Origin of the sequence: Yimella sp. cx-51, assembly GCF_017654605.1 — a bacterium.
GTDB lineage: Bacteria > Actinomycetota > Actinomycetes > Actinomycetales > Dermatophilaceae > Yimella.
Window position 1 is genome coordinate 372,698 of sequence record NZ_CP072113.1, and the last position, 24,000, is coordinate 396,697.

General features: G+C 66.5%; 22 protein-coding genes and 1 tRNA gene. 10 read left to right on the plus strand and 13 right to left on the minus strand.

Annotated elements, in window-relative coordinates:
• Positions 1-43 precede the first annotated feature (43 nt).
• From J5M86_RS01790 to J5M86_RS01815, 6 genes are all read right to left on the minus strand, one after another.
• On the minus strand, positions 44-2,092 hold the full coding sequence (locus tag J5M86_RS01790; RefSeq protein WP_188059782.1) for a hypothetical protein: 2,049 nt from the start codon (positions 2,090-2,092) through the stop codon (positions 44-46).
• A 401-nt stretch (positions 2,093-2,493) separates the two neighbouring features.
• The gene (locus tag J5M86_RS01795; RefSeq protein WP_188059781.1) at positions 2,494-2,688 is read right to left on the minus strand and encodes a helix-turn-helix domain-containing protein; all 195 of its coding nucleotides are present in this window, start codon (positions 2,686-2,688) and stop codon (positions 2,494-2,496) included.
• A gap of 246 nt (positions 2,689-2,934) precedes the next feature.
• Positions 2,935-4,404, minus strand: coding sequence for a class I SAM-dependent DNA methyltransferase (locus J5M86_RS01800; RefSeq protein WP_188059780.1), 1,470 nt, complete (start codon positions 4,402-4,404; stop codon positions 2,935-2,937).
• A 111-nt stretch (positions 4,405-4,515) separates the two neighbouring features.
• Complete coding sequence (locus J5M86_RS01805) at positions 4,516-5,412, minus strand: GIY-YIG nuclease family protein (protein WP_188059779.1); 897 nt, start codon at positions 5,410-5,412, stop codon at positions 4,516-4,518.
• Positions 5,409-6,635, minus strand: coding sequence for a restriction endonuclease subunit S (locus J5M86_RS01810; RefSeq protein ID WP_371811234.1), 1,227 nt, complete (start codon positions 6,633-6,635; stop codon positions 5,409-5,411). The genes J5M86_RS01805 and J5M86_RS01810 overlap by 4 nt, the downstream gene beginning before the upstream one ends.
• The gene (locus tag J5M86_RS01815; protein ID WP_188059777.1) at positions 6,632-9,397 is read right to left on the minus strand and encodes a type I restriction-modification enzyme R subunit C-terminal domain-containing protein; all 2,766 of its coding nucleotides are present in this window, start codon (positions 9,395-9,397) and stop codon (positions 6,632-6,634) included. The genes J5M86_RS01810 and J5M86_RS01815 overlap by 4 nt, the downstream gene beginning before the upstream one ends.
• 52 nt (positions 9,398-9,449) lie before the next feature.
• Here J5M86_RS01815 and J5M86_RS01820 point away from each other — a divergent pair, with 52 nt between their 5' ends.
• Positions 9,450-9,974 carry a hypothetical protein gene (locus J5M86_RS01820; RefSeq protein WP_188059776.1) on the plus strand — a complete coding sequence of 175 codons (525 nt, stop codon included), beginning with the start codon at positions 9,450-9,452 and terminating at the stop codon, positions 9,972-9,974.
• 55 nt (positions 9,975-10,029) lie between these two features.
• On the opposite strand, the gene J5M86_RS01825 is transcribed toward J5M86_RS01820, so the two are convergent.
• A tRNA-Pro gene (locus tag J5M86_RS01825) sits at positions 10,030-10,106 on the minus strand.
• Positions 10,107-10,292: 186 nt separating this feature from the next.
• Positions 10,293-11,231 carry a metallophosphoesterase gene (locus J5M86_RS01830; protein WP_188059775.1) on the minus strand — a complete coding sequence of 313 codons (939 nt, stop codon included), beginning with the start codon at positions 11,229-11,231 and terminating at the stop codon, positions 10,293-10,295.
• Positions 11,232-11,318: 87 nt separating this feature from the next.
• Here J5M86_RS01830 and J5M86_RS01835 point away from each other — a divergent pair, with 87 nt between their 5' ends.
• A complete protein-coding gene (locus J5M86_RS01835) occupies positions 11,319-11,768 on the plus strand; it encodes a GatB/YqeY domain-containing protein (protein WP_188059774.1) in 450 nt (149 codons plus the stop codon).
• Between the two features lie 207 nt (positions 11,769-11,975).
• On the opposite strand, the gene J5M86_RS01840 is transcribed toward J5M86_RS01835, so the two are convergent.
• Positions 11,976-14,489 carry a penicillin-binding protein gene (locus J5M86_RS01840; protein ID WP_188059773.1) on the minus strand — a complete coding sequence of 838 codons (2,514 nt, stop codon included), beginning with the start codon at positions 14,487-14,489 and terminating at the stop codon, positions 11,976-11,978.
• Between the two features lie 308 nt (positions 14,490-14,797).
• Here J5M86_RS01840 and J5M86_RS15355 point away from each other — a divergent pair, with 308 nt between their 5' ends.
• Positions 14,798-15,076 carry a WhiB family transcriptional regulator gene (locus J5M86_RS15355; RefSeq protein WP_370587322.1) on the plus strand — a complete coding sequence of 93 codons (279 nt, stop codon included), beginning with the start codon at positions 14,798-14,800 and terminating at the stop codon, positions 15,074-15,076.
• Positions 15,077-15,102: 26 nt separating this feature from the next.
• On the opposite strand, the gene J5M86_RS01850 is transcribed toward J5M86_RS15355, so the two are convergent.
• The 3 genes from J5M86_RS01850 to J5M86_RS01860 form a co-directional block, all read right to left on the minus strand.
• Positions 15,103-16,266 carry an ArsA family ATPase gene (locus J5M86_RS01850; protein WP_188059771.1) on the minus strand — a complete coding sequence of 388 codons (1,164 nt, stop codon included), beginning with the start codon at positions 16,264-16,266 and terminating at the stop codon, positions 15,103-15,105.
• Entirely contained in the window at positions 16,263-17,249 is a 987-nt protein-coding gene (locus J5M86_RS01855) for an ArsA-related P-loop ATPase (RefSeq protein WP_188059770.1), read from the minus strand. Before J5M86_RS01855 ends, J5M86_RS01850 begins: the two co-directional genes overlap by 4 nt.
• A 64-nt stretch (positions 17,250-17,313) precedes the next feature.
• Positions 17,314-18,039: an alpha/beta hydrolase gene (locus J5M86_RS01860; RefSeq protein WP_188059769.1), complete on the minus strand. Its 726-nt coding sequence runs from the start codon at positions 18,037-18,039 to the stop codon at positions 17,314-17,316.
• A 95-nt stretch (positions 18,040-18,134) separates the two neighbouring features.
• Here J5M86_RS01860 and J5M86_RS01865 point away from each other — a divergent pair, with 95 nt between their 5' ends.
• Genes J5M86_RS01865 through J5M86_RS01885 form a run of 5 tightly spaced genes read left to right on the plus strand, consistent with a single transcriptional unit; the run spans position 18,135 to position 21,745 of the window.
• Entirely contained in the window at positions 18,135-19,415 is a 1,281-nt protein-coding gene (locus J5M86_RS01865; RefSeq protein WP_188059768.1) for an FAD-binding oxidoreductase, read from the plus strand.
• Positions 19,416-19,454: 39 nt separating this feature from the next.
• Positions 19,455-19,607, plus strand: coding sequence for a DUF4177 domain-containing protein (locus tag J5M86_RS01870; RefSeq protein WP_188059767.1), 153 nt, complete (start codon positions 19,455-19,457; stop codon positions 19,605-19,607).
• Positions 19,608-19,612: 5 nt separating this feature from the next.
• Positions 19,613-20,074, plus strand: a complete 462-nt coding sequence (locus J5M86_RS01875; RefSeq protein ID WP_188059766.1) for a RidA family protein — start codon at positions 19,613-19,615, stop codon at positions 20,072-20,074.
• A 7-nt stretch (positions 20,075-20,081) separates the two neighbouring features.
• The gene (locus tag J5M86_RS01880; RefSeq protein ID WP_188059765.1) at positions 20,082-20,930 is read left to right on the plus strand and encodes an NUDIX domain-containing protein; all 849 of its coding nucleotides are present in this window, start codon (positions 20,082-20,084) and stop codon (positions 20,928-20,930) included.
• Between the two features lie 29 nt (positions 20,931-20,959).
• Positions 20,960-21,745 (plus strand): MBL fold metallo-hydrolase, encoded by a 786-nt coding sequence (locus J5M86_RS01885; RefSeq protein ID WP_188059764.1) that lies wholly within the window; start codon positions 20,960-20,962, stop codon positions 21,743-21,745.
• Here J5M86_RS01885 and J5M86_RS01890 read toward each other — a convergent pair.
• Positions 21,742-22,419 (minus strand): Crp/Fnr family transcriptional regulator, encoded by a 678-nt coding sequence (locus J5M86_RS01890; protein ID WP_305847085.1) that lies wholly within the window; start codon positions 22,417-22,419, stop codon positions 21,742-21,744. The two genes, J5M86_RS01885 and J5M86_RS01890, sit on opposite strands and share 4 nt — an antisense overlap.
• Positions 22,420-22,546: 127 nt before the next feature.
• Here J5M86_RS01890 and nth point away from each other — a divergent pair, with 127 nt between their 5' ends.
• Both nth and J5M86_RS01900 read left to right on the plus strand, forming a co-directional pair.
• The gene (gene nth / locus J5M86_RS01895; RefSeq protein ID WP_188059763.1) at positions 22,547-23,308 is read left to right on the plus strand and encodes an endonuclease III; all 762 of its coding nucleotides are present in this window, start codon (positions 22,547-22,549) and stop codon (positions 23,306-23,308) included.
• On the plus strand, positions 23,305-23,946 hold the full coding sequence (locus J5M86_RS01900; protein ID WP_188059762.1) for a CoA pyrophosphatase: 642 nt from the start codon (positions 23,305-23,307) through the stop codon (positions 23,944-23,946). The genes nth and J5M86_RS01900 overlap by 4 nt, the downstream gene beginning before the upstream one ends.
• The last annotated feature ends 54 nt before the right edge of the window (positions 23,947-24,000 follow it).

Below are 24,000 nucleotides of genomic sequence, written 5' to 3' on the forward strand. Positions count from 1 at the left end.
GCACGCAGGCGCGGGGTGAGGCGCACTTTGTGAGACTGCATCGTCAGACGTTTGGCTTGAACACCTGTGTGAGGTGGGCGTATTCATCTGCATCGTAAGCGGGTGGTCCGTTCGTGGCGATCAGCGTCGTGTCCCACGGCCGTGGACCGTCGGGGCGAGGTGTGAGCAGAACGCCGACCGTCCAAGGATAGACCGGACCCAAGGCGCCTGACTTCTTGAGAAAGTCCTGGCGACGAAGCAGCAGCCAGGACCGGTAGAGCTCCTGGTGGTAGTCGGTCAGTTGCGACATGGTAGTGAATGTCAGCTGGAGGGAGCTCTGGTCAAGGTACATGATCCGATGTTCAACCCGGTGACTATCGGGTGCTGCCTCGGCACATAGAACCAGCCGTCTCAGCAGGAGCCTGCCTAGCTCGGCGCGTGCTCCGACGGGAACGCGATCGATGTGGGAGAGAAGCGTGATGCGGTCTCTCTCGTTGCCGGTGAAGTCGGTGTCGGCGATGTCCTCAAGAATCCGCTGGAAGATCGCGTGTCCGAAGGGGTCGGAAGACCCTGCAGGGTCACCCGGGAGGACGGGCATGTTCATGGACTGAGCGCCGATCTCCGGGATCCAGGCCGGCAACTTCACCGGAGCGGACTCTGCGTCCTTCTCGGCAAGGTCGAGGTACCGGTTGCTCTCTGCACCGAGTTCCAGTGGCTCTTCTTCATCGCCAACGCGGTGGATGTAGTCGACGATTGCAGTTGCGGAACGGAGCTGGTTCCACAGGAACTCCCAGTCGCGGCGCGTCAGTACCACGCTGGGACCCTTGCCATCAGACGCCGGGATAACGCCCGTCGGTGGCGGGTTGGGGTGGTCGATCACAACGACGGGGATCCAGGCAACGGATTTCCCGCGGATCGTGACCGTGCGCCCTCGCAGGTTCGTCAACTCGACGGTGGGGTTCAGCAATGCGCTCCTTATTGTCCCCCGTGCTTGTCGCAGGCCGCGGGCTGCATTCTTGATCATCCATTTCGCCGCCTTTTCCGGGGTATCTGCGGTGACGCCCCGGGCCTTGACCTGGAGGCTAATCCCGCGTGGACCCGCAAGGATCGTCCCGTCACCGAGCTCGCGAACTCCGCTCCCCTTCGTGAAGACTTTCGGCTGGAGTACGAGATCGCGTAGACCCCACCCGCCGGCAGCGGCTCGAACGGCTTCTTCGACGATCGTTCCGTCCTGGCTGGCGTCAAGCAGGTCCTGCGCGGCAGCAATCTCGCGCCCTATGACAAACCCGTCCGGTGAAAGGCGCATATACACCAGCGTGCCGTCGCCGTTGACGTAGGTGGCCATGCTCCTGTCGGAGTCAGCGATAGCAGTCCTGGCGTCGGCTTCTTCGTCGGAACTGCTGAAGTTCACCGGTAGCCACGTGTTGGCTTTCTCCGTCGGCGTCCCTTCGTCGAGCGCGCGAAGAAGGTCTGCGCGGTAGGGGTCGCTGACGGACCTCTCCAGTCCGTCGATCAGGTGCCGCGCAATCACAATCAGTCCATGCGAACGGTGGGAGAAGTTGTCGTCCGGGTCGTCGGGCCACGGGCCGGCGTTCAAGATGACGTCGAACGAAACGTTGGGGTTGCCGGCGAACGACGCCCCGGCCGAGTCTTTGTCGAGTGTGAACCTCGCCAACCGCTTGGGCCGATGAAGAGGACCTGCCGGGTCGATCTCGGTCTCCTCGACGCGTACACCGTCTGGAAGCACGGGCATGGCATCGGCTTTGGAGGCCCATGCTGTGAACAACTGAGGCTGCCTGTGGGCGGCTTCCCAAGCATCCAGCGCCTCGAGCCCGGCTGCCAGATGTGCCATATTCCGAGCGATCCTCCGCGTGGGCTTGGCATCTAGGCGCTCGGTGAACGGCTGTAGAAGCCGGATGGCACGGATCTGGTCAGGACGCAAACCCCTTAGCTGTCCCTGCCTGGGAAGTGAATCGAACTCCGACGGACTGCGGACTAGCGGCATTTGGTGGATTTCGGGCTCGACGAACCCGATCGTGCGGCAGACAGCGTTTGCCGCAGCGTGTACGCAGGCGTCTAGCGCGCCCTTGATGTCGCGGAGGAATGCCGCCATCGCTTCATCCGCCGCTCGTTGCAGGGAGTAGGAAGGCTCGAAGGAACACCACAATTCACGGACAAGAGGCTCGGGAGAGTCGACCCACGCCGAGAACGGCTGATCAGCGCGCGTTGAGTTCCAGAGGGCGTTGATGCGAGAGCGGCGGGACTGAGCTCGGGCTAGGTGAGCACGAGCATCCGCGAAGGAGGATCGCGGGTGCATGTCGTCCGTTGTGATTTCCACTCGGCCAGCATGCCTGAGAGGGCCGACAGTGATCCCGCGACATGATCAGTCGCGATCGATATTGAGCGTATTGCGGCGAAACGCGAGACCGGTCAGCTTCGGAAGTCGCAGATCGGCGCGCCTTATCGGGGCGGAAGGACGCGCCGTAGTCCGACTTGCGCGACCGTCCACACCCGCTACGCGGTTGGAACGAGCACCATGAGGCGATCCACATCTGTGGGATCGACGCGCAGAACGCGGGGTCCACTGCGGTACGCGGGAAGCTGCCCGGCTGCGATCCTGCGGCGGAGCGTTCGGATGCTGAGGCCGGTGCGCTCGGCGGCGTCGGCGAGGGACTCGAACTGGCGTCGACTCTTTGTAGAGGTAGTCATACCTCCCCGAAGGTCAGGTCGTGCCTCTGGCGGTCACGCCCGGCAAGAAAGATCATGGAGAGGACATCGAATGCCGGGAGGACCCATGGCTGACCGCTCGAAATCACGACCGGCGACTCTGCGTCCTCGCGCGCCCGTGTCTCATGCGAACAGGGTCGCCGCGGCGCGCGTGTACATCGCGGCCAGCGCTAAGAGCGGGCAGCCCGTGCCCGATTGGATACGCGAGCTCGCTGCAGACAAGGACCGCTAGCTGCGCAGTTGCTCTTCCAGAGCCGTTGCTACTGCTTCGAACTCAGCAAGAGCGGCGGTGAGGTCTTCGACGATCTCGCGGGCGATGACGTCGGGGGAAGGCAGGTTGTCGAGGTCTTCGAGGGAGTCGTCCTTGAGCCAGGTGATGTCGAGGTTCGCCTTGTCGCGCGCGACGACCTCGTCATACGTGAACGGTTTCCAGCGCTCGGACTCGACACGCTCGGTTGCTGTGTACGCCGCAACGAACTCGTCCAGGTCGGCCCGTCGCAGCGGGTTCTGCTTCAGCGTGAAGTGCTTGTTGGTGCGCAGGTCGTAGACCCACAGTCGCTCGGTCCACGGCTGCCCGGGGCGGGCGACCTTCTTGTCGAAGAACAGCACGTTCGCCTTCACGCCCTGGGCGTAAAAGATCCCGGTCGGCAGGCGCAGCATCGTGTGCAGGTCGAAGTCAGCCAGCAGCTTGCGACGGATCGTCTCGCCGGCGCCGCCTTCGAAGAGCACGTTGTCGGGCAGCACGACGGCGGCGCGTCCGTTGGTATCGAGGATCGTCGCGATGTGCTGGACGAAGTTGAGCTGCTTGTTGCTCGTCGTCGCAACGAAGTCCTGCCGCTCGATCTCGCGGTCTTCCCTGACCTCGCGGCCGTCGGCGCCGACCATCGTCAGCGACGACTTCCGACCGAACGGCGGGTTCGAGAGCACCACGGACCATCGCCGGCCCGGGTCGGCGATGAGCGAGTCGCGTACTTCGATGAGCGAGTCACCGTTCGAGGCGCCCATACCGTGGAGTAAGAGGTTCATCGCGGCCAATCGCGCTGTGCCGTCGACCAGTTCGTATCCCGAGGCGAAGCTATCGCGCAGGTGGGCACGCTGGGTCGGTGTCATCGACTCGGCGCCGCGGGCGGCGTGCTCGTGTGCGACGAGAAGGAAGCCGCCAGTGCCACAGGCGGGGTCGACGACCGTGTCGGCGACGGTGGGCTGGATGACGTCAACTATCGCCTGGATCAGGGCGCGGGGTGTGAAGTACTGGCCAGCACCGGACCCCTTGTCCGATGCACCCTTGGACAGCAGTTCTTCGTAGGCGTCGCCCTTGATGTCGGTGCCGGACTGCGACCAGTTCTCCTTGTCGATCAGGTCGACGACGAGCTGGCGCAGCTTCGCCGGGTCCTGGATGCGGTTCTGCGCCTTACGGAAGATCGTGCCGATGACCCCGTCCTCGCGGGCGAGGCCGACGAGGATGCGGGTGTACTCGAACTCGAGTTTGTCGCCCTGAGCGTCCAGTAGCTTCTGCCACGAGTACTCCTCAGGCACGATCCGCTCCGGCGCCAGCTTCCGCGTCGCTCGTTCGTGCGCCATCTTCAAGAACAGCAGGTACGTCAGCTGCTCGGTGTACTCGATGACACCGACACCGTCGTCGCGCAGCACATCGCAGTAGGACCAGAGCTTGTCGACCAAGCGGCGTGAGTCAGTCATCGTGTTCCTCGTTGCGTTTGGCGGAAGGTGGCGGCGACGCTCCGTCGCCGCCAGAACTGGCACTCGCGTCTGGGCGCCTCTTGAAGACAAGCGAGGTGCGCGCATTGGCACTCACTCGACTCCACGGCTTTCCCAGGCCCCGAAGGACCCCTCGGCCGACACCCATTCGACGCGGCCGTTGCAGGAGCGGCCGAGAGCGATCGCGCCGGCAGTCGACGGCGAGGAGAAGACGATGTCGCGTGTCACACGCCCGAGTCGGTTCTCCACGACGATCGATCCGTCCGCCAGAAGCCCTTCGTGCTGGGCGCGGTAACTGGCATACGCCTTCTGCGTGCTGGCCGCCTTGCCGACTCCGTGCCACTCGGGCACGACGACGGAGCCGCTCAGCATGATGAACTCGCCGTCGACCTGCTGAGCTGATGCGTCAACGCCCTGACGGGCGTTCCGCAAGGCGAAGATCGGCGACTGGCTCGGTGCTGACTGCGCAGCGTCGGGTCGCGCCGAGCGAACCCGGATCGCGTTCACTCCCAACACGGGTAGGACGATCTGCAGCTGACCGAGGAAGTACTCCATGTCGGACGCGTCCGCCTCCGGCAGGCGCGGCGTCGGAGGGGCAGTGCCGTTCTCGAGGGTGACCCTTCCGGCCTGGGTTGCGAGCTCGATCAGCCGCGACTCCAGATACCTGCCGTGCGACTTCGTCAGGTTGGTGTCCTTCGAGGTGATCACCACAACCTGGTTCCAGAACGGCTTGTCCTTGGCGTGGCTGCGCAGCCGGGCGGCAACGACGTCGGCCTCACCGACATAGCAGCGGGTGTCGCCGACAGCGGATTCGTCCTCACCGAGCAGGAGGTAAACGCCGGTGCGCTCCGCTTCCTCGCGCCGGAGCAGGTCGGCCAGGTCGGAGCGGCGTGCAGAGAGGACGTGGCCGGTCCAATTGGTGATCTCGGCCGTCGTGAGCCCACCCGGGGTGCCGTCGACGAGGAACAGCTTCACTTGTTTGCCGTTCACGCCAGAGCCCCCGCCAGTTCCTCGACGACCTCGTCGTCGGAGCGGCGGCCAGTGAGCTTGCCGCTGAAGGCTGCTGCGAGCACTGCTCGGCGAAGGTTGTGGGCACGCGCTGTCTGGCTTGAGATCGTCCCTTCCAGACGCGCAATGTCTGCCAGCCGGGTTGACGCATCCTGGACGATCGCCGTCTGGGCCTCCAGCGAAGGGATGGGGAACTCGATCGGCTTAAGACGAGCGGCAGAGAGGTGGGCAATGTTGGTTGTGATTCGACTCTCGCGCGTGAACCGGCCTGCGTGCATGTGGCGGCGGAAGACGAGCAGCGCGAACTCGGGCAGAACGTCGGGGCTCGCCTTGAACCGGATCAACGAGTTGGTGAACGCCACGTTGGGCGGTTCGCCACGATAGAGCGCCGGTCGGCCAAGAAGATCGGGTGTCTGACCTTCGTTCAGGAGAACATCGCCTGGGTGAAGGCGGAAACGCTCAAAGGCGTCGCCGTCCCAGTGCATCTCCTTGACGTCGGCCGTATCGATTCGATCCTCGAAAACGTTCGCGACGCGAAGGTAAGGTTGCATGTTGGGGCCGGTGTGCCAATCGGGGTGCCGTTGGCGGCCGAGCTCAACTTTGCCGGCCTCAGCCACGGTCGCGGTACGCCATTCGCTCGGGTAGTTGGCTCGGTCGGGGATCAACTCGAGAAGCGTGGCCTTCTGCATCGCTCGAAGTCGGCGGCGCGCAGCGGACGCATAATCCGCTGCTGCGTCGAGGCGGGAGAGGTGGTCTTCGAGGATCTCGACGATCTGCCGTTGCTCTGCTGGTTCGGGCAACAACACGGGCATGCGCTTCATAGCCGATTGGGTGAGCTTCAGCCGCGTGGTCCCGTTTGCGTAGCCGCGATAGTCGAACCAGTCGAGGTAGTGCTTCAGGAACCGTCGGTCTACAGGAGCTCTTGCTCTGAGGACATGCGCATGGTTATTCACCCAGGCGGGGCCGTCGACAAGGTAGGCCTTCGGCTTGTACGGATCGAAGAACGGCACGCCATCTTCCCCGAGCAGAACGAGAGGTTCGTCGAAGATGGCACTATCGATCGAGCCAGCCTGGCCCGTAGCTCCGTAGTAGGGCACGCGGCCGCCGCGGGCGGCACGCTCGGACGCTTTGACGGGCACGCGGCGAGCGTCAAGCACATCGACAACGTCTGTCAGCCGCACAGTTGGCCACCGCGGTCCACTCACGCCGTGAGCTCCGCGTTGAGGTTCTCCAGCAGGTCGGCAGCTTCGTCGCCGAGGTCACGCAAGGCACCGTCCACACCGCCGCGTTCGGTGAAGGGCGCTTCGTCGAGATCTTCCGCGGTGATGCCAGCGGAGTTCGCGATCACTTCGACCATCCGGTCCAGCCACCACCTTTGTGTCTCAGTGAAATTCACGCCCGACTGGTGCTGTTGGGCGAGCCAAGCGGCGTACCGCTCGCGCACGCGGTCGGCGTACGGAACGAGTTCGTCATCGACGCCGACGGTATAGCGCAGCAATGACACCAGGTCGGTGAGGGTGTGCCGGTCGCTGTGGCGGACACGGCCGACGTCGATGGTTTCGTACGCCGCCCAGATGAAGTCCGTCGTCCAGTTGTGCGGGGGTCGGCTGATGCGGTCGGCAAGCTCCTGGATGTCGGCGAAGTCGATTCGTCGTTCGCGGGCTTCGCCGAGCAGTTGGATGGCGGTGATCTCGTCGCGGTGCTGTTCGAGGTAGGCCTGCCACGACTCGACGACTGACCGCGCGCGGTTGGTGTCGACGACACCGCCGGCGGACAGGAGTGTGTCGGCGTTGACCTCGTCGATCACTCGGTCGTGGGTGGCGCGCAGTTCGAGGATGCGGCCGCGGAGTTCGGGGTTGGCGGCGAGCGGTCGCGTCGCATCGTCGAGGAGACGCTGGATCGCGGACTCCGGATCTGATTGTCCGGCGGCAGCCTCGGCCTGGGTGTCCGGGTCGACCGCGTCGACGAGTCCACGCACGATGTCGCGTACGGGCACGCCGGCGACGTCGTCGAGTTCCTCCCGCTCGGCCGGGGTGAGGTCGAGTTCGAGCTTGGCCAGTCGAGACGCGAGAGTTGCGGTTTCATCCTCGGTGAGGGATAGCGTGGCCGCCTTGTCGAGCAGCTTCTTGAGTGAGACGCCCTTCTCGCGGTTCAGGGGCGGGTCGGCGAAGTCGTGCTCCGTCACTCCGACTGCGTCGACGATGACGAATCGGGTCTTGCCCGACGCGTCCGGTGTGACCGATTGGAAGTCGGCCGGCGCGATGGTGCGGGCGCCGCGTCCCTTCATCTGCTCGAAGTACTGCGCCGACCGCACGTCACGCATGAAGAACACGCATTCCAGGGGCTTCACGTCGGTGCCGGTGGCGATCATGTCGACGGTGACGGCGATGCGCAGGCTCGGCGATGTGCGGAACGCCTGCAACTGGCCCTTGGGGTCTTTGGCGTTGTAGGTGATCTTGGCGGCGAAGTCGTTGCCCTTGCCGAAGACCTCGCGCACCGTGGTGACGATCTCCTCGGCGTGGGCGTCGTCCTTGGCGAAGATCAGAGTCTTCGTCACGGTCGACCGGCCGGGGAAGATTTCGGTGAAGAGCCGTTCGCTGAACGTCTCGAGCACCAGCCGGATCTGCGACTTGGCGGTCACCGCTCGGTCGAGTTGCTTGCTCGTGTATTCGAGGTCTTCCTCCAGCGCCTCGAGCCGTTGCTTGCGAGTGCGCCGATCGACCTTCGGCACGACGGTTGTTGCCTCGATCAGGCCGCCGCGCTCGGAGATCTCCGTACGGATCCGGTACACGTCGAAGTCGACGTTCACCCGGTCGGCGACCGACTGCGGGTAGGTGTACTCCGAGACCAGGTTCTGCCGGAAAAACGCGAACGTCTGTTTGCCCGGGGTCGCGGTCAGCCCGACGACGTGCGCGTCGAAGTACTCCAGCACGCCGCGCCATACGCCGTAGATCGACCGGTGCGCTTCGTCGACGACGACCAGGTCGAACGTCTCCGGCGGCAGTTGCGGGCTGTAGGCGACGGTGACGGGGGAGTCGGGGACGAAATCGTCCAGGCCAGGGTCGTCTTCGGCGGTCACCTCGTCGCCCTGTAGCGCCTTGTAGACGCGTTGGATGGTGGAGATCACGACGTTGCTGCTGGCGAGCATGCCGGCGCGGGTGAGCTTGTCGACGGCGTAGACGTCGGTGAAGCTGCGCCCGTCGCCTGGCATTCGGTAGTTGCTGAACTCGCCGGCTGTCTGGTCGGCGAGGTTGTTGCGGTCGACCAGGAACAGGATCCGCTTGAACCCGCCGTACTTCAACAGCCGGTAGGCGAGCGTGACCGCGGTGTACGTCTTGCCGGCGCCGGTCGCCATCTGCACCAGGGACCGGTCGAAGTGCTGCGCGGCCAGTGACTGCTCGACGCCGGTGATCGCGGTGATCTGCGCGGGTCGCAGCGCGGATGTGTCGAGCGCGGGCAGGTCACGCATTTTCGCACGCCACGTGGGCGCGTCCGGGTCGGCCTCGGCGTCGCGGACGATGCGCGCCAGGGTCTCCGGCTGCGGGAAGCCGAACAGTTGCCGAGCACGCGGGTCCGGGTCGTACCCGTTGGTGAAGTGTGTCTCGGTGCCGCTCGCCTCGAACACGAAGGGCAGCCGCCCGTCGCGCGTCAGGGCCTTGAGTCGCACGTCGGCCGGCAGACCCTCGGCGTACATCGCCGATTGCCACTCCACGCCGCTGAGCGTCGTGCCCTGCGGCTTCGCCTCGATAACTCCGACGACGCGCTGGTCGACGTACAGCAGGTAGTCCGCGCGACCGTGCCCGGTCTTCATCGTGACCTCGCGGCAAGCGACGCCCTGCGCGGCGAACAAGTTGAGCGCCTTCTTGTCCTGGACGACCCATCCCGCGTCGCCCAGCTGGCGATCGATCAACGTCCGCGCCCGTGCCTCGGCAGCGAGCCGAGCGTCGTCCCCTAGATGCGCTTTCATGGTGTTCGCCAGGGTACCGGCGGTTCACAGTGCGGGCCGGTAATGTCGCGCCATGGCTGGCTCTGGTAACACCCCGATTGCACTTCCTTCAGGCTTCTCGGCAGAGATCATTGCCTTGCTGGTCCTCGGAGGAACCCATCACGGACTCCACCGGAAAGGTATCGACCAAACCGACGCCGACGGCAGACCAGTGCAGGTTAAGTCGGCACACCGGAAGACGGTCGGTGGCGTCGACGTCCTTGAGATCAAGACGAGGTATCCGCTGGATTTACCTGAGGACGGATACACCGTGTTGGTGACTACGAGCCATTCGCCGAGCAACGCGGTTGTTGAGCCGTCCCACGTAGATGGTGGTGTCGTTGCCGGGACGATTCGTTTCGACATAGGGCCGATTCAGGCGTACCGGCTCGAGGCGGCAAACTACGGTGATTTCCAACCCGACAAGCCGGCGGAAAATACCGCGGCGGGCGCGGCCGCCGCGGCCTATCGCGAAGGCAAATCCACGTCAAGGCCGTCGTTCACCACGCGCGTGCCTGTGCTGAGCTGCACCGAACTCGACCTCGGCCGGATCCTGTAAACAAACAAACCGGCTCGGACCTAGCGTTTCCGCAGGTCAGAGCCGGTTTTCTTGCTGGTCGGGGTGACAGGATTTGAACCTGCGGCCTCTTCGTCCCGAACGAAGCGCGCTACCAAGCTGCGCCACACCCCGTGGCCTGCGTGCGTTCTCGCTTTTGGCGGTACCGCACGCAGCAAGTGAGCACTTTACCGGCAAGTTTCTCAATCTCCCAATCGGGCCCGAGTGGGAGATTGAGCGAGCGGGCTCGGGTGGCCGCGGCTGCTCGACCAAGCGCAGATTCGATTGGGAGACAACGGAATCCGACCGAGACTCAGCGAGTCACGCCGAAGCTGACACCAGCGTCATCAGTGTTGCCTCCGGGCGGCAGGCGAAGCGCACCGGGTTGTACTTGTTGTGCCCGAGGCCCGCCGAGACGTGCAACCAGGCGGCGTCGTCCGAGGCTTGGGACGAAGGTGCGTTGTCGGCACCGGCCCACCAACGCGAGAGCCCCTTGGCGCGGCGCGTCCCTAGGTCGCAGTTGGTGACGAGCGCGCCGTAGCCCGGCAGACACACTTGACCGCCGTGGGTGTGGCCGGCGATCACTAGCGAGGCGCCGTCGGCGGTCATCGCGTCGAGCACGCGAAGGTACGGCGCGTGCACCACGCCAACGGTGAGGTCGGCGTCCGCAGCGGCCGGCGCGGCCACTGCCGCGTAGTCGTCGTAGGCGAGGTGTGGGTCGTCGACCCCGACGAACTCGACATCGAGTTCGCCCAGCGGAAGTCGCGTGCGCACCTGGGTGAGATTCGTCCAGCCGCCGCTCTCGAAGCCGCGCACCATGTCCTGCCACGGCAGCGTGGGTACGCCGAGGTCGGCGCCCTGTTTGTGCGAACCATCGAAGTAGCGGAACGGATTGCGCTTGGCCGGCGCGAAGTAGTCGTTGGAGCCGAGCACGAATGCTCCGGGAAACTGCATCAGGGTCTCCATCGCGCGCAGCACGGCGGGCACGGCGTCCGGATCGGAGCAGTTGTCACCGGTGTTCAGGACGAAGTCGGGGGAGAGGCTCGCCAAATCGCTCACCCACTGGATGCGGCGCTCCTGGCGCGGCACGAGGTGGAGGTCGGTCACCTGCAACACCCGCACCGGACGCGCGCCCGCAGGCAACACCGGCACCTGCACCTGACGCAGGGCGTACCAGTTGCGTTCGATGAGCGAGGCGTACCCGAGAGTCGCGACCCCGAGGCCACCGAGGGTGAGAGCAGAACGGGTCAGCGGATGCATCTCGTCATCGTCGCACGACAAGCTGGCCGTATCGAACGACGCGGTCGGCGCGCAGAAACCGGTTGCGGCGGGTGGGAGACTGGAACCATGACGCTCAAGGAAACGCTGCAGTCCGACCTGAAGGACGCCATGAAGGCGCGCGACCAGGTGGCCTCCGGCACGCTGCGCATGACGCTCGCCGCGATCAAGACGGCCGAGGTCGCTGGCGACACCGCCAAGGAACTCACCGACGACGAGGCGCTCAAGGTCGTCACCAAGGAAGCCAAGAAGCGTCGCGAGGCTGCCGAGGCGTACGACGGAGCCGGACGCCAGGAGCTGGCTGACCAGGAGCGCGCCGAACTCGTCGTGCTGGAGAAGTACCTCCCCGCGCAGCTGAGCGACGCCGATCTCGACCAGATGGTCGCCGAGGCCGTCGTCGAATCAGGAGCCACCAACATGGGCGGCATGGGCAAGGTCATGCAGTTGCTCCAGCCCAAGATCGCCGGACGTGCGGACGGCGGCAAGGTGGCCGCCGCAGTGAAGCGCGCGCTCAGCTGATCGCTCGCCGCGAAGACCGTTCCGACGCTGCGTGATCTGTCGGTTTCGGCGGGTTTCGACGCGGGCCTCGTTCCTCGGCCCGGCTCAACCAGCGGTGGTGCGCGGCTCAACCACCGGTCAGGAGGCCAACTCAACCGCAGGGGAACAGGCTCACGCCCGAGCGTCGGCGAAGTGCCACGGTGGATCGACCGCCGGGCACGAGCTGCGTCAGTTGTTCTTCGTCGACGACGGGTTGTTCGGCTTGGTGGCCTTCGGCGTTGCCGGCGGCTTCGAGCTCGACGACGGCTTGGGCGCCGACGTGGAAGACGGGGTCGCACTCGGCTTGGGCGCCTTGGTCGTTGCGGCGGTGCGTTTCACCACCGGCGGCGCGGCGACCCGTGGCGCCGCCGCCGCAGCGCGTGCGGCCCGTCCGGTGCTGGGGAAGATCGTCACGGTCGACCCCTTCGGGGCCTTGGTGCCGACGCGGGGTGAGGTGCCCATGATGCGACCGGCGAACATCCGCGAATCCTGGGCATCGCCCTGCTTCACCTCGAAACCAGCGGCCTCGAGCAGCGTCCGGGCATTGTCGGGGCTCTGGCCGACGACATTCGGCACCCGCACCTGCTCGCCCTTCATGGCCGCGTCCGAGGGCTCACCGAACTGCTTCACCGGCTGACCCTTGAGGGCCTCGTCCATGATCGACTTCCACAGCGGCGCAGCGAGCGTTCCGCCGTACAGGTAGCCCGGGTAGGTCTTGCCGGCCAGGCGAACGTTCTTCAACGGCTTCTCGTTGTCGGCGTGGCCCACCCAGACGGCCGTGGCCATCTGCGGGGTGTAGCCGACGAACCACGTCTGGGTGGAGGTGTCGACCGTTCCGGTTTTGCCGGCTGACGGACGCTTGCCCGCCAGGGCGGCATCGGAGGCCGTGCCGCCCGGTTCGAGCACCGACTCGAAGATCTTTGTGACGGTGCGGGCAACGTCCGGGGAGACCAGTTGCTTGCACTCGGTGCCGGTCAGCTTCAACGGCTTGCCGTTGGCATCGGCGATCGACTTCACCGGACGCGGCTGGCAGTGCTTGCCGTCGGCGGCGATGGTTGCGTAGGAGTTGGCCAGGTCGAGCGCGGTCACGGCCTGCGAACCCAGGACGATGCCGGAAGGCGTCTTGTTGATCGGCGAGCCGTCACCGGCCTTGAGGCCGAAGTCGATCATCGTCTGGCGCACATTGCAGGCGCCGAGCTGCGAGACCAGCTGCGCGAACGCGACGTTGATCGACTTCGCGGTCACGTCGACGAGCGACTGCTGGCCGGAGCCGGCGTCCTCCTCGGAGTTACCCACTCGCCAGGTCTCAGCGCCCAGACCGCACTCGCCCGGGAACTCCTTGCTGGTGAACTTGCGGAAGGTGCCCACCTTGTCGACGCCGTTCATCGGCGGCACGTCGATTTTGCTGTCGTAGGTCCAGCCGTTCTTCACCGCGTCGATGACCGCGAAGAACTTTGCGGTCGAACCGAAGGTGAACCCCTGGCCGCCACCCATGCTGAGTGGGGTCGTGTAGTTGATCGCCGACTTACCGGTGGCTCCGGTGTTGCTGTACTGCGTGTTCTGCGCAGAGCCCAGGACCAGACCGGTGCCCGGCTGGACGACGATGCCGGCAGCCTGCACACCCGCTGGGTTGGCGACCGGCACCTTCGCCTTGATCTGCTTGTCGATGATCTTGGCGATCTTGGGGTCGAACGAGGTCTGGATGGTCAGGCCGCCACCCTTGAGCTTGGCCTCCCGCTGCTTGCGGGTGTCGCCGAGCGCGGGCTGCTCCAGCAGCCAGTCGTACACGTAGTAACAGAAGTACGGGTAGGGCGAGCTGGCGCAGCTGCTGCTGACGTTCGTCAGCTTCAGCTGCAACTTGGAGTTGGACGCCGAGTTGTAGTCGGCGTAGCTGATCATGCCCTGCTGGTGCATCTTGGTCAGGACCAGATTGCGCCGCTTGACCGCAGCCTCGGGGTTGTTCACCGGGTCGGTGACACCAGGAGCGTTGACCACTCCCGCGAGCAGAGCGGCCTCGGGCAAGGCCAGTTGCGAGGCGTGCTTGCCGAAGTAGTGCAAGGAGGCGGCCTCGATGCCGTACTGCTGGTCACCGAAATAGACCAGGTTGAGGTAGCCGTCGAGGATCTGGTCCTTGGTGTACTTCTGCTCGAGGCTGACGGCGTACTTCAGCTGCTGGAGTTTGCGCACGTAGCCCTGCATGCCCTGCTGGGTCACCTGGCCAGCTGCTGCATCCTTGTTGCCCGAGGCGAGCGCTTGGTTCTGCAGGGCCACCTTCACGTACTGCTGGGTGAGCGTCGATGCTCCTTGCGTGCCACCGCTCATCACGTTCGAACTGATCGCGCGCAGCAGACCCTTGGCGTCGACACCGCCGTGCTCATAGAAGCGTTCGTCCTCGATCGCGATCTGCGCGTTGCGCATCACCGGGGCGATCTTGCTCAGTGGCACCACGATGCGGTTCTCGTTGAACGGCGTGCCGATGAGTGACCCGTCGGCAGCGAGAATGCGCGACTGCTGGGCGAGGGGGTTCATCGCGAAGTCGCCGGGCATCTGGTTGAACATGCGGATGCCGTTGTTCGTGGCCTGGCCGGCGACACCGACCGCCGGAAGAACCAAGCAGGCGCCGAGCACGCCCATCGTCATGGCCACCGCGACGAACCCGCCGAGCAGCGACATGACATTGGTGATGCGGGAGGATTGACGCATGCGGCCAAGGGTAACCCCCGCACGTGTGCACCCTCGTGTGCGAAATGGCCGAGCAGGGCAAAGATCCGTTGCAGGGGGTTACGCCGCTGGAACCGCGATGCCTTGGCAGTTGCACGAGGCTACCGGAAATTGCCTCTTTCCAGGTGGTTGCGGCGTATGTATTATCGCGTGTAGTAGAACAAGTGATCTGGAATCCAGGTCCTCCAGCGATACGTAGCACCACGACAGTGGCTGCGGGGGTGCGTTGGCGGAGTGGCATCCAGCCGCGCGCAGAGGAGGCGCCCGTGAGCGTTGTTGCACCCGAGGTTGTGCTGTGGGACGAGAACTGGGCGTCCAAGGCGCAGTGCCGGTCGGGATCCCCGGATGACCTCTTCGCCAAGGGCGCAGCCCAGCAGACGGCGAAGCAGATCTGCCAGCGCTGCCCGGTGGTTGCCGAGTGTCTCGCGGACGCACTCGACAACCGCACGGAGTACGGCGTGTGGGGCGGCATGACCGAGCGCGAGCGCCGCGCTCTGCTGCGCCGCCGCCCGGACGTCCGCTCCTGGGAGCAGATCTTCCGCGCGGCCCGCGCCGACGGCATCGGCTGAGGCACTGCGCCCAACCGCTGCGCTGTTCAGCCGGCGGTGAGTTCCTCGCCGATCTCGCGGAGTTCAATGATGTCGTTGACATCGTGACCGGCTGCGGCCACCTGGGCGATGCGCACCTGCGGGTGCAGCACCCGGAAGCGTTCAATCGCCTCGGCATGACGTGAACCGAGTTCGGTGACCTCTGCGTGCAGTCGCAGCAGTGCGGCGGTGTCGCGGGGGCGCCAGCCGGACCCGCGGTCAGCCAGATCCTCCACCGCCTCGGCGGCATTGACGGCCCGGGTGGCGTTGACCGACGGCACGTAGGTCATCTGCACGCGGTTGACGACCATTCCGGCCAGCGGCATGTCGTCCTGCTCGAGCCGGTCGACGAAGTACGCCGCCTCGCGCAGGGCGTCCCGATCGGGGGTCGCCACCACGACGAACCGGGTGCTCGCGTCCTTGAGCAAGGAGTAGGTCTCGTCCGCGCGCTCGCGGAAGCCGCCGAACATCGTCTCCAGTGCGGCGATGAAGGTCTGTGCATCTGAAAGTAGTTGTGCCCCAAGGATCTTCGACATCACGGTGGTCACCGAGGAGACCCCGACGCTCATCAGCTTCAGATAGGCGCGGCCACCGGCGCGGGCGGGCGCCGTCATCAGGCGGATGAACCGCCCGTCCAGGAAGGTGCCGAGGCGCTGCGGAGCGTCGAGGAAGTCCAGCGCCGAACGTGACGGCGGGGTGTCCACCACGACGAGATCCCAGCGAGGTTTGCCCTCGTCATCGGCTTCGCCGAGCAGTTGCCCGAGTCGCTCCATCGCCATGTACTCCTGCGTGCCCGCGAACGAGCTCGACACCGCTTGGTAGAAGGGGTTGTCGAGAATTTGCTGCACCTTCTCCGGCGCCGCGTGCCGCATGACCACCTCGTCGAAGGTGCGCTTCATGTCGAGCATCATCGCGTCGAGCGAGCCGCCCTGGCCGGCGTCGATTGCTTCGACCGCACGTGGTTCGTTGTCGAGGTGTTCCAGGCCGATCGCCTGCGCGAGTCGTTTGGCCGGGTCGATCGTCAGCACGGCCACTCGGCGTCCCTGCTCGGCGGCACGAATCGCGATGGATGCCGATGTCGTCGTCTTCCCCACGCCGCCTGAGCCGCAACAGACGATGGTACGGATCGAGGTGTCCTCCAGCAGGGTGTCGATGTTGAGCGCGTCGCTCATGCGTGGTCTCCCTTGAAGTAGCTCGCGAGGTGGCGCAGGGCTCCGCCGTCCACGCCGCCGGGGACGAAGGGCAGGTGCCGCATCGGCCGGTCGAGTGCCTGCAGGTCGCGCAGTTCCTGCTCCTGCAGCGCGAGTCGATCGCCCAGGTCGCGTCCGGCCTGCACCAGGCCGCCCAGCAGGGTCGGCCCGACGCGCAATCCGCCTGCAGCCAGGTCGGATTCGAGCGCCGACAGGTCGGCGTTCTCGTCCTGCAGGATGGCGAGGGCGTTGCGGTGCAGCACGTCCGCGCGCTCCTGGTTGACGACCACATCGCCGATGCGAAGACCGATCTCGCTGAGTTCGGCAGCGGCTTCGAGCGTTTCCTGTACGGGCATTTCCTCCAGCAGGGTCACCAGGTGGACGGCGGTCTCCGCGCCGGTCAGCATCGTCATGATCGACTCGGCCTGGTTCTTGATCGGGCCGACCTTGGCCAGCCCGGCGACCTCCTGGTTGACGTTGAGGAAGCGGCCAATGCGGCCGGTGGGCGGGGCGTCGAGCACGATCACGTCGTAGATCTGGTCGTGGTGCACCCCGCGCCGGGACGCGCGGCGGCGCACGGCTTCGTAGACCTTGCCGATGAGCAACACATCACGCACGCCCGGGGCGATAGTCGTGGCGAAGTCGATGACGCCGAAACGTTCGAGCATGCCGCCGGCCATGCCGAGCTTGTAGTACATCTGCAGGTACTCCAGCAGCGCCGCCTTGGCATCGACCGAGAGGCCCCACACCGCGCCGTCGTTCGCGGTGCGGGCGACCCGGGTCTCCACGTCGCCCAGCGGCGGCACGTCGAAGGCCTGACTGATGCCCTGTCGGCCCTCCACCTCGGCAAGCAGCACCTGCTTGCCTTGTTCGGCAAGGGCCAGGGCCAAGGCAGAAGCGACGGTCGTCTTACCGGTGCCGCCCTTTCCGGTGACGATGTGCAAACGCGTGGCGTCCCAGCTCATGGTTTCCACCCTACTCAGCGGTATCAAGCAGTTTCGGGCCCGAGGGAAGTGTTCTGCGCCATGCTCAGCCGCCCGCGAGACGGCGCAGGATTGCCACGACCGCGTCGAAGGTTTCGGTGCCCGGAAGCACCGGGGCCCAGTGATCGCCACCATCGACGACGAGCAGTTCGGGCACATCGGCCGCATCGGTAGCCGCCACCCGGTCGCGGTAGCGCTGGGAGATGGAGAGCGGAACGTCCGGATCGTCCGTGCCGTGCACCAGCACCACGGGGGCTGGCGGGGGAGCCAGAGCCGCCGGGTCGGCCTCCGGAAGCGGAGGGCCGGCGAAGAGGGCCTGCACCGCGCCGCCGCCGAGGCCGTCCTGATGGGCCTGCTCCAGGTCGACGCAACCAGCCAGGCTCACCGCCCCCAGCAGGTCGCTGCCTTCGGGCTGGTGCAGCGCCCACACCGCCAACTGCCCACCCGCCGAGTGGCCGGCGATGACAGTGCGGCGCCCGTCGCGCACGGACTCGATGGCGGCGCGCACATCGGCCGCGATCTCGGGCCAGCGGGGTGCTTCCACAGGCCGGCGGTACTCGATGAGCGCCACCTCGAAACCGGCTTCCCAGAGGGCGCTCGCCGTCGGACGCAGATGTGCGCGGTCGTACTTCGGCTTCCAGAAACCGCCGTGCACGAAGATCACCCGAGGAGCCGAGGCGCGTTCGTAGTGCTCGACGACGTGGTCATCGTGTGGTCCGTAGTGCGAACTGCGATCGGACGGTCGAACGTGCTGGTCAAAAGGCTGGTCCACGCGTTACTCCTGGGTAAACGGGCGCGAAGTGACGGACGTCTCCTCGGTGCTAGCGTCGCACTGGTTTGTTCGATCTCGAAGGAGTATTTCAATACATGGCGGCAGCTCTACGGCCAGTGGACGGCACCGGTAACCCTCACGTCGTGATCATCGGCGCCGGCATGGTCGGCCTGTCGACGGCCTGGTTCCTGCAGGAGCGCGGCGTCCGGGTCACCGTGGTCGAGCGCTCCGGTGTCGCTGCCGGAAGCTCGTGGGGTAACGCCGGCTGGATCTCGCCGGGTCTGTGCGTGCCGCTGTCCGACCCCTCGGTGCTGAAGTACGGCTTCAAGGCCGTGCTCGACCCCGACTCCCCGCTGTTCATCCCGCTGAAGCCGGACGTCAAGCTCGCCTCCTTCCTGCTCGGTTTTGCTCGTCGCTGCACCCCGGGGCAGTGGAAGAAGACAATGGACAAATTCGTCCCCGTCAACCGCCTGGCCATCGCCGCCTACGACGAGCTCGAGGCCGGCGGCGTGCAGGCGACCGCCCACGAAGCACCGATCATGGCGGCGTTCCGCCGTGCTGAGGACGCCAAGGGCCTGGAGCACGAGGTCGACCTCATCCACGAGGCCGGTCTCGAGCTGGAAGCCACCGAGGTCGACAACGCCAGCCTTCGAGCCGAACTCCCGATCGTCAGCCCCGATGTCGAGAAGGCGATCCGTCTGGGCGGCCAGCGCTACATCAACCCGGGTGAGTACGTCGATGCACTGGCTCGTGCAGTGCAGGAGCGCGGCGGCAATCTCGTCATCGGCTCCAACGCTCGCGCCCTGCGCCACGGCCCCGGCGGAGTGACCGTCGAGATGATGAGCGGCGAGCCGATCACCGGCGACGCCGTCGTGATCGCCACCGGCGCCTGGCTGCCTGAGCTGGCCAAGAACTGCGGAGTGCGGGTGCCGCTGCGGGCCGGCCGCGGCTACAGCTTCTCCGTCGGTGTGAAAGACCCCGCCAACCGTCCGGTGCCGTGCCCGGTCTACTTCCCCTTCGAGCGCGTCGCGTGCACGCCGCTGGGCGACCGGTTGCGTGTCGGCGGCACGATGGAATTCGCCGACACCGACGACCCGCTGAACGCCGACCGCGTCGAGGCGATCAAGCGCAGCGCCAAGCACCTCCTGACCGGGGTCGACTGGGACGACATCCAGGACGTCTGGGTAGGTGGCCGTCCGGTGACAGTCGACGGTCTGCCGCTGGTGGGCGAGACCAAGGTGCCGGGTGTCTACGTCAACGGCGGCCACGGCATGTGGGGCATCACCCTCGGGCCGCTCACCGGCAAGATGCTCGCCGAGCAGATGGTGACCGGCAAGGTGCCCGCCCAACTCGTGCCGTTCAACCCGACGCGATAATCGTCTCGGAACCATCGTCGTCCCGAAGGGAAAGAACCCATGACCAAGTGGGAGTACGCCACCGTGCCGCTCATCGTGCACGCCACCAAGCAGATCCTCGACCAGTGGGGCGAGGACGGCTGGGAGCTGGTGCAGGTCGTCACCGGCGACACCGGCAACCTCGTTGCTTACCTCAAGCGTGAGAAGGGCTGAACCTGATGTCTGCAGTTGAAGACCGCCTGTCCGAGCTCGGCCTGACCGTTCCCTCGGTCGCCGCACCGGTGGCCGCGTACGTCCCCGTGATCCGCGACGGCAACCTCGTCATGACTTCCGGCCAGCTGCCGGTCGTCGACGGCAAGCTGCCCGCCACCGGCAAGGTGGGTGCCGAGGTGAGCGCCGAGGACGCCGCGAAGTACGCAGAGACCTGCGCGCTCAACGCGATCGCCGCAGTGAAGAGCATCGTGGACGACCTCGACACCGTCCGCGTGATCAAGGTGGTCGGTTTCGTCGCGTCCGACCCGTCGTTTACCGGCCAGCCTGGAGTGATCAACGGCGCCAGCGAACTGCTGGCCAAGGCGTTCGGTGACAAGGGTGCGCACGCGCGCTCGGCCGTGGGCGTCGCCGTGCTGCCGCTGGACGCCCCGGTCGAGGTCGAGATCACCTGCACCGTCCAGGACTGAGGCCGCAATGAGCGACCAGCCACAGATCGTCGAACGACTGTGGCACCCGCCCGCGACACTCGACAGCACAGCTGCGCAGTGGCTGCGGGCGGGGTCGCCCACCGGTGTGCCGGCTCGCCGGGCCGCGACAGTCATGTTGTTGCGTGACGGCGCGGCCGGCATCGAAGTGTTCATGATGCGCCGCGTGCGCACCATGGCCTTCGCGCCGTCCAACTGGGTCTTCCCAGGCGGGGGAGTTGACGACCGCGACGCCCATACCCTGCCCTCGTGGGCTGGTCCGTCGCCACAGGAATGGGCCGAACGGCTCGGCGAATCCGTCGAGGTGGCAACGTCATTGGTCGTCGCCGCGGCGCGTGAGGTCTTTGAGGAGTCGGGCGTGCTGCTCGCCTCCCGCGGCGCCGACGCCGTCGTCCGGCCCGAGGACCACCCCGAGCGGGACGCCGACCGGGCCGCCCTGCTCTCTCGCGAACTCTCTTTCGCCCAGGTCTTGCAAGCACGCGGCATGACGCTGCGCACCGATCTGCTGCAGGTGCAAGACCATTGGGTCACACCGGAATTCGAACCCAAGCGGTATGACACGTGGTTCTTCGCCGCGCTCATGCCCCCCGGGCAGGACGCCGACGACCAGACCACGGAGTCCGACCTCAGCGATTGGATCGTGCCGGAGGCGCTGCTCGCCGATCTCGCTGCAGGCGACGCACACATGTTGCCGCCCACCGAGCTCCAGCTCGAACGCATCCGCCGCGCACCCGATGCCACCGCGATGCTGCACCGCCCGTCACACCTGATGACGGTGCTGCCGGTGCCGGAGTTCGACGGTGATCGCGTGGTGCTGCGCACCCGCTACCCGCTCTGACCCGCCCCCGCGGTCGATAGGTTGGCGCCATGAGCGATCAGCCGTGGACCGGTGGTCAGGTGACCGAGCGTGCTTCCGTCGTGCTGTGCCCGAACCCGGGGCCGATGACCCTGGACGGCACCAACACCTGGGTGCTGCACTCGCCGAGCACCGACCAAGCCGTCGTCATCGACCCGGGGCCGCTGGACGAGGAGCACCTGGATGCTGTCGAGGCGCACGTGGCGAAGCTGGGCGCGACGGTCGAACTCACGCTCGTCACGCACGCGCACTTCGACCACGACGAGGGCGTGCCGCGTTGGATCGAGCGCACCGGTTCGGCGGTGCGAGGCGCCGGTCGCGGTGAGGCGCTGCGACACGACGAACGAATCACGGTGGGAGACATCGATCTACACGTGTTGCTGACCCCGGGGCACACCAAGGACTCTGTCTCCTTCGTGTGGGCGGACGAACAACTGCTGCTCACCGGCGACAGCGTGCTCGGCCGCGGCACCAGCATCGTGGCCTATCCCGACGGCAACCTCGCGCAGTACCTCGACTCGCTCGACACCCTGCACGTGGCGGCGCAGGAGGGCGGCCTCACGCTGGCGCCCGGGCATGGCCCGACGGCGCTCGACGCATCCGCCGTCATCGACTTCTACCGGCGCCACCGCGGTGAGCGCTTGCAGCAGGTGCGGGACGCGCTGGCCGGTGGCGCCAACACCGCGCCGGATGTGGCCCAGGCCGTCGTCGAGCAGGTCTACGCCGACGTTCCGAAGGCCGTCTGGCCGGCCGCGAAGGCGACCGTGCTGGCGCAGCTTGAGTATCTGCAGGCTTAGCGGGCGCGGCGCTGCATGCGCTCGATGTCGAGCAGCGTCACCGCACGAGCCTCGAGCTTGATCCAGCCGCGGGCCGAGAAATCGGCCAGGGCCTTGTTGACCGTCTCGCGGGAAGCGCCGACCAGCTGGGCCAGTTCCTCCTGGGTGAGGTCGTGGGCGACGAGGATGCCGTCGTCGACCGGCTTACCGAAACGCTGCGAGAGGTCGAGCAAGGCCTTGGCGACGCGACCGGGGACGTCGGTGAAGACCAGATCGCCCAGAGCTTCGTTGGTGCGGCGCAGGCGCCGGGCCAGGGCCGACAGCATCGTCATCGAGACCTCGGGGCGCTGCCGCAGGAAGTCAGCCATCGCCTGGTGACCGATGCCGACCAGCTCGGTGTCGGCCACTGCGGTGGCGGTGGCGGTGCGTGCGCCCGGGTCGAAGAGCGAGAGTTCGCCCAGCATTTCGCCGAGTCCGAGGATCGCCAGGAGGTTCTCGCGTCCGTCGGGGGAGCGGCGTCCCAGCTTCACCTTGCCCTCGGTGATCACATAGAGGGAATCGCCCTGGTCGCCCTCGTGGAAGAGCTCCTGACCGCGCGGCACCTTGGTGCGAGTCATCGACTCCAGCAGCGCCTCGGCAGCCTGGTCGTCCAATGCAGCGAAAAGGGGTGCCTTGCGCACCGACTGGATGTCCACGGGGTCAGTCTGCCATGTGAGGTCGGTCATGCAGGCTAGGCGCGAGAAGTCGGCACCTTTCCCGCGGCGATCAGCGTGGTGGCGTCGTGCCCAGCGGTGTGTCGGCGCGGCAGCCTAGGCTGGCCGCGTGAAGCCGATCGACGTCGCCCAGGAGACCGCGGTCGCCCGCACCCGGCGAGCGCGCAAGAGCTACCGCGTGCTCGCGCATTACTTCTCCTACGCCCACTGCGAACTCGATTTCGAGACCCCGCTGCAGCTCCTGGTCGCCACGATCCTTTCAGCCCAGACCACAGACGTCGGTGTCAACAAGGTGACGCCCACATTGTTCGCGCGTTATCCCGATGCCCAGGCCCTGGCCGGCGCCGACCGCGCCGAACTCGAGGAGCTGCTGCGTCCCACGGGCTTCTTCCGGATGAAGGCCAACGCGGTGCAGACGCTCGGGCAGGAGCTGGTCGAACGCTTCGACGGCCAGGTGCCCGGCCGCTTGGACGACCTGGTCACCTTGCCCGGCGTCGGCCGCAAGACCGCCAATGTCGTGCTCGGTGACGCTTTCGGCGTGCCCGGCATCACCGTCGATACTCATTTCGGACGGGTCGTGCGCCGGCTGGGCTGGACCACCGAGACCGACCCGGTGAAGGTCGAGCACGCGATCGGTTCGCTCTTCCCGCGCAAGGACTGGACCAATCTGAGCCATGTGCTGATCTTCCAAGGGCGCCGCATCTGCCATGCGAAACGTCCGGCTTGCGGGGCGTGCCCGGTGGCGCGGTGGTGTCCTTCGTACGGCGAGGGCGAGATCGACGAGGTCAAGGCGCGCAAGTTGCTGAGGTTCGAGTTGGCGCCCGGCCGTGAGGACGAGTTGGACACGCTGCGCCAGAAGTACCCCGCATGACCCACCCCGCACCGGCCTGGTTGCCGCGCCTCATGGACGGTGCGCGCGCGGGTGGCTCCTTCTTCAACAGCTTCGGCGAACCCGACGGGCGTCGCTCGGCCGTCCTGATGCTCTTCGGTCCCGCGGCCGGTGGCGGGGAGGACGTCCTGCTCACCCAGCGCTCGGAGGTGATGCGCAAGCACCCCGGACAGGTGTCCTTCCCCGGCGGCGGCATCGATCCCGACGATGCCGACGCCAGCGCGGCGGCGCTGCGTGAGGCGCACGAAGAAGTCGATCTGGACGCTCGCGGGGTGGAGGTGATCGGCGAACTACAGGCCGTCCCGCTGTCAGTCACCGGCTACCACGTGACGCCGGTCGTGGCGTGGTGGCAGCAACCGGGGCAGGTGCACGCCAAGAGCCTGCACGAGGTCGACCGTGTCGCGCGGGTACGCCTGGCCGATCTCGCCGATCCGCAACACCGCTTCACCGCGGTGCATCCCTCACGCCGGTTCGCGGCGCCGGCCTTCGAGGTCGACGGTCTCTACGTGTGGGGTTTCACCGCGATCCTGCTCGACGCGGTGCTGCGACTCAGTGGTTTCGAGCAGCCCTGGGCCACGGGCGACGAGCGTCCGGTGCCACCGAGGTTCCTGCAACGCTGACGTCGCCGAGCAGCGCACGAGCGACAACGCCGCCCCACAGAACTGGGGCGGCGT

What these genes read in the sequence shown, in the direction of transcription:
- J5M86_RS01840 (WP_188059773.1), bottom strand. Translation starts at nt 14,489, where the DNA reads ATGCGTCAATCCTCCCGCATCACCAATGTCATGTCGCTGCTCGGCGGG.
- J5M86_RS01835 (WP_188059774.1), top strand. Translation starts at nt 11,319, where the DNA reads ATGACGCTCAAGGAAACGCTGCAGTCCGACCTGAAGGACGCCATGAAG.
- J5M86_RS01820 (WP_188059776.1), top strand. Translation starts at nt 9,450, where the DNA reads ATGGCTGGCTCTGGTAACACCCCGATTGCACTTCCTTCAGGCTTCTCG.
- J5M86_RS01865 (WP_188059768.1), top strand. Translation starts at nt 18,135, where the DNA reads ATGGCGGCAGCTCTACGGCCAGTGGACGGCACCGGTAACCCTCACGTC.
- J5M86_RS01830 (WP_188059775.1), bottom strand. Translation starts at nt 11,231, where the DNA reads ATGCATCCGCTGACCCGTTCTGCTCTCACCCTCGGTGGCCTCGGGGTC.
- J5M86_RS01870 (WP_188059767.1), top strand. Translation starts at nt 19,455, where the DNA reads ATGACCAAGTGGGAGTACGCCACCGTGCCGCTCATCGTGCACGCCACC.
- J5M86_RS01855 (WP_188059770.1), bottom strand. Translation starts at nt 17,249, where the DNA reads ATGAGCTGGGACGCCACGCGTTTGCACATCGTCACCGGAAAGGGCGGC.
- J5M86_RS01885 (WP_188059764.1), top strand. Translation starts at nt 20,960, where the DNA reads ATGAGCGATCAGCCGTGGACCGGTGGTCAGGTGACCGAGCGTGCTTCC.
- J5M86_RS01815 (WP_188059777.1), bottom strand. Translation starts at nt 9,397, where the DNA reads ATGAAAGCGCATCTAGGGGACGACGCTCGGCTCGCTGCCGAGGCACGG.
- J5M86_RS01875 (WP_188059766.1), top strand. Translation starts at nt 19,613, where the DNA reads ATGTCTGCAGTTGAAGACCGCCTGTCCGAGCTCGGCCTGACCGTTCCC.
- J5M86_RS01880 (WP_188059765.1), top strand. Translation starts at nt 20,082, where the DNA reads ATGAGCGACCAGCCACAGATCGTCGAACGACTGTGGCACCCGCCCGCG.
- J5M86_RS01850 (WP_188059771.1), bottom strand. Translation starts at nt 16,266, where the DNA reads ATGAGCGACGCGCTCAACATCGACACCCTGCTGGAGGACACCTCGATC.
- J5M86_RS01900 (WP_188059762.1), top strand. Translation starts at nt 23,305, where the DNA reads ATGACCCACCCCGCACCGGCCTGGTTGCCGCGCCTCATGGACGGTGCG.
- J5M86_RS01800 (WP_188059780.1), bottom strand. Translation starts at nt 4,404, where the DNA reads ATGACTGACTCACGCCGCTTGGTCGACAAGCTCTGGTCCTACTGCGAT.
- J5M86_RS01790 (WP_188059782.1), bottom strand. Translation starts at nt 2,092, where the DNA reads ATGGCGGCATTCCTCCGCGACATCAAGGGCGCGCTAGACGCCTGCGTA.
- J5M86_RS01795 (WP_188059781.1), bottom strand. Translation starts at nt 2,688, where the DNA reads ATGACTACCTCTACAAAGAGTCGACGCCAGTTCGAGTCCCTCGCCGAC.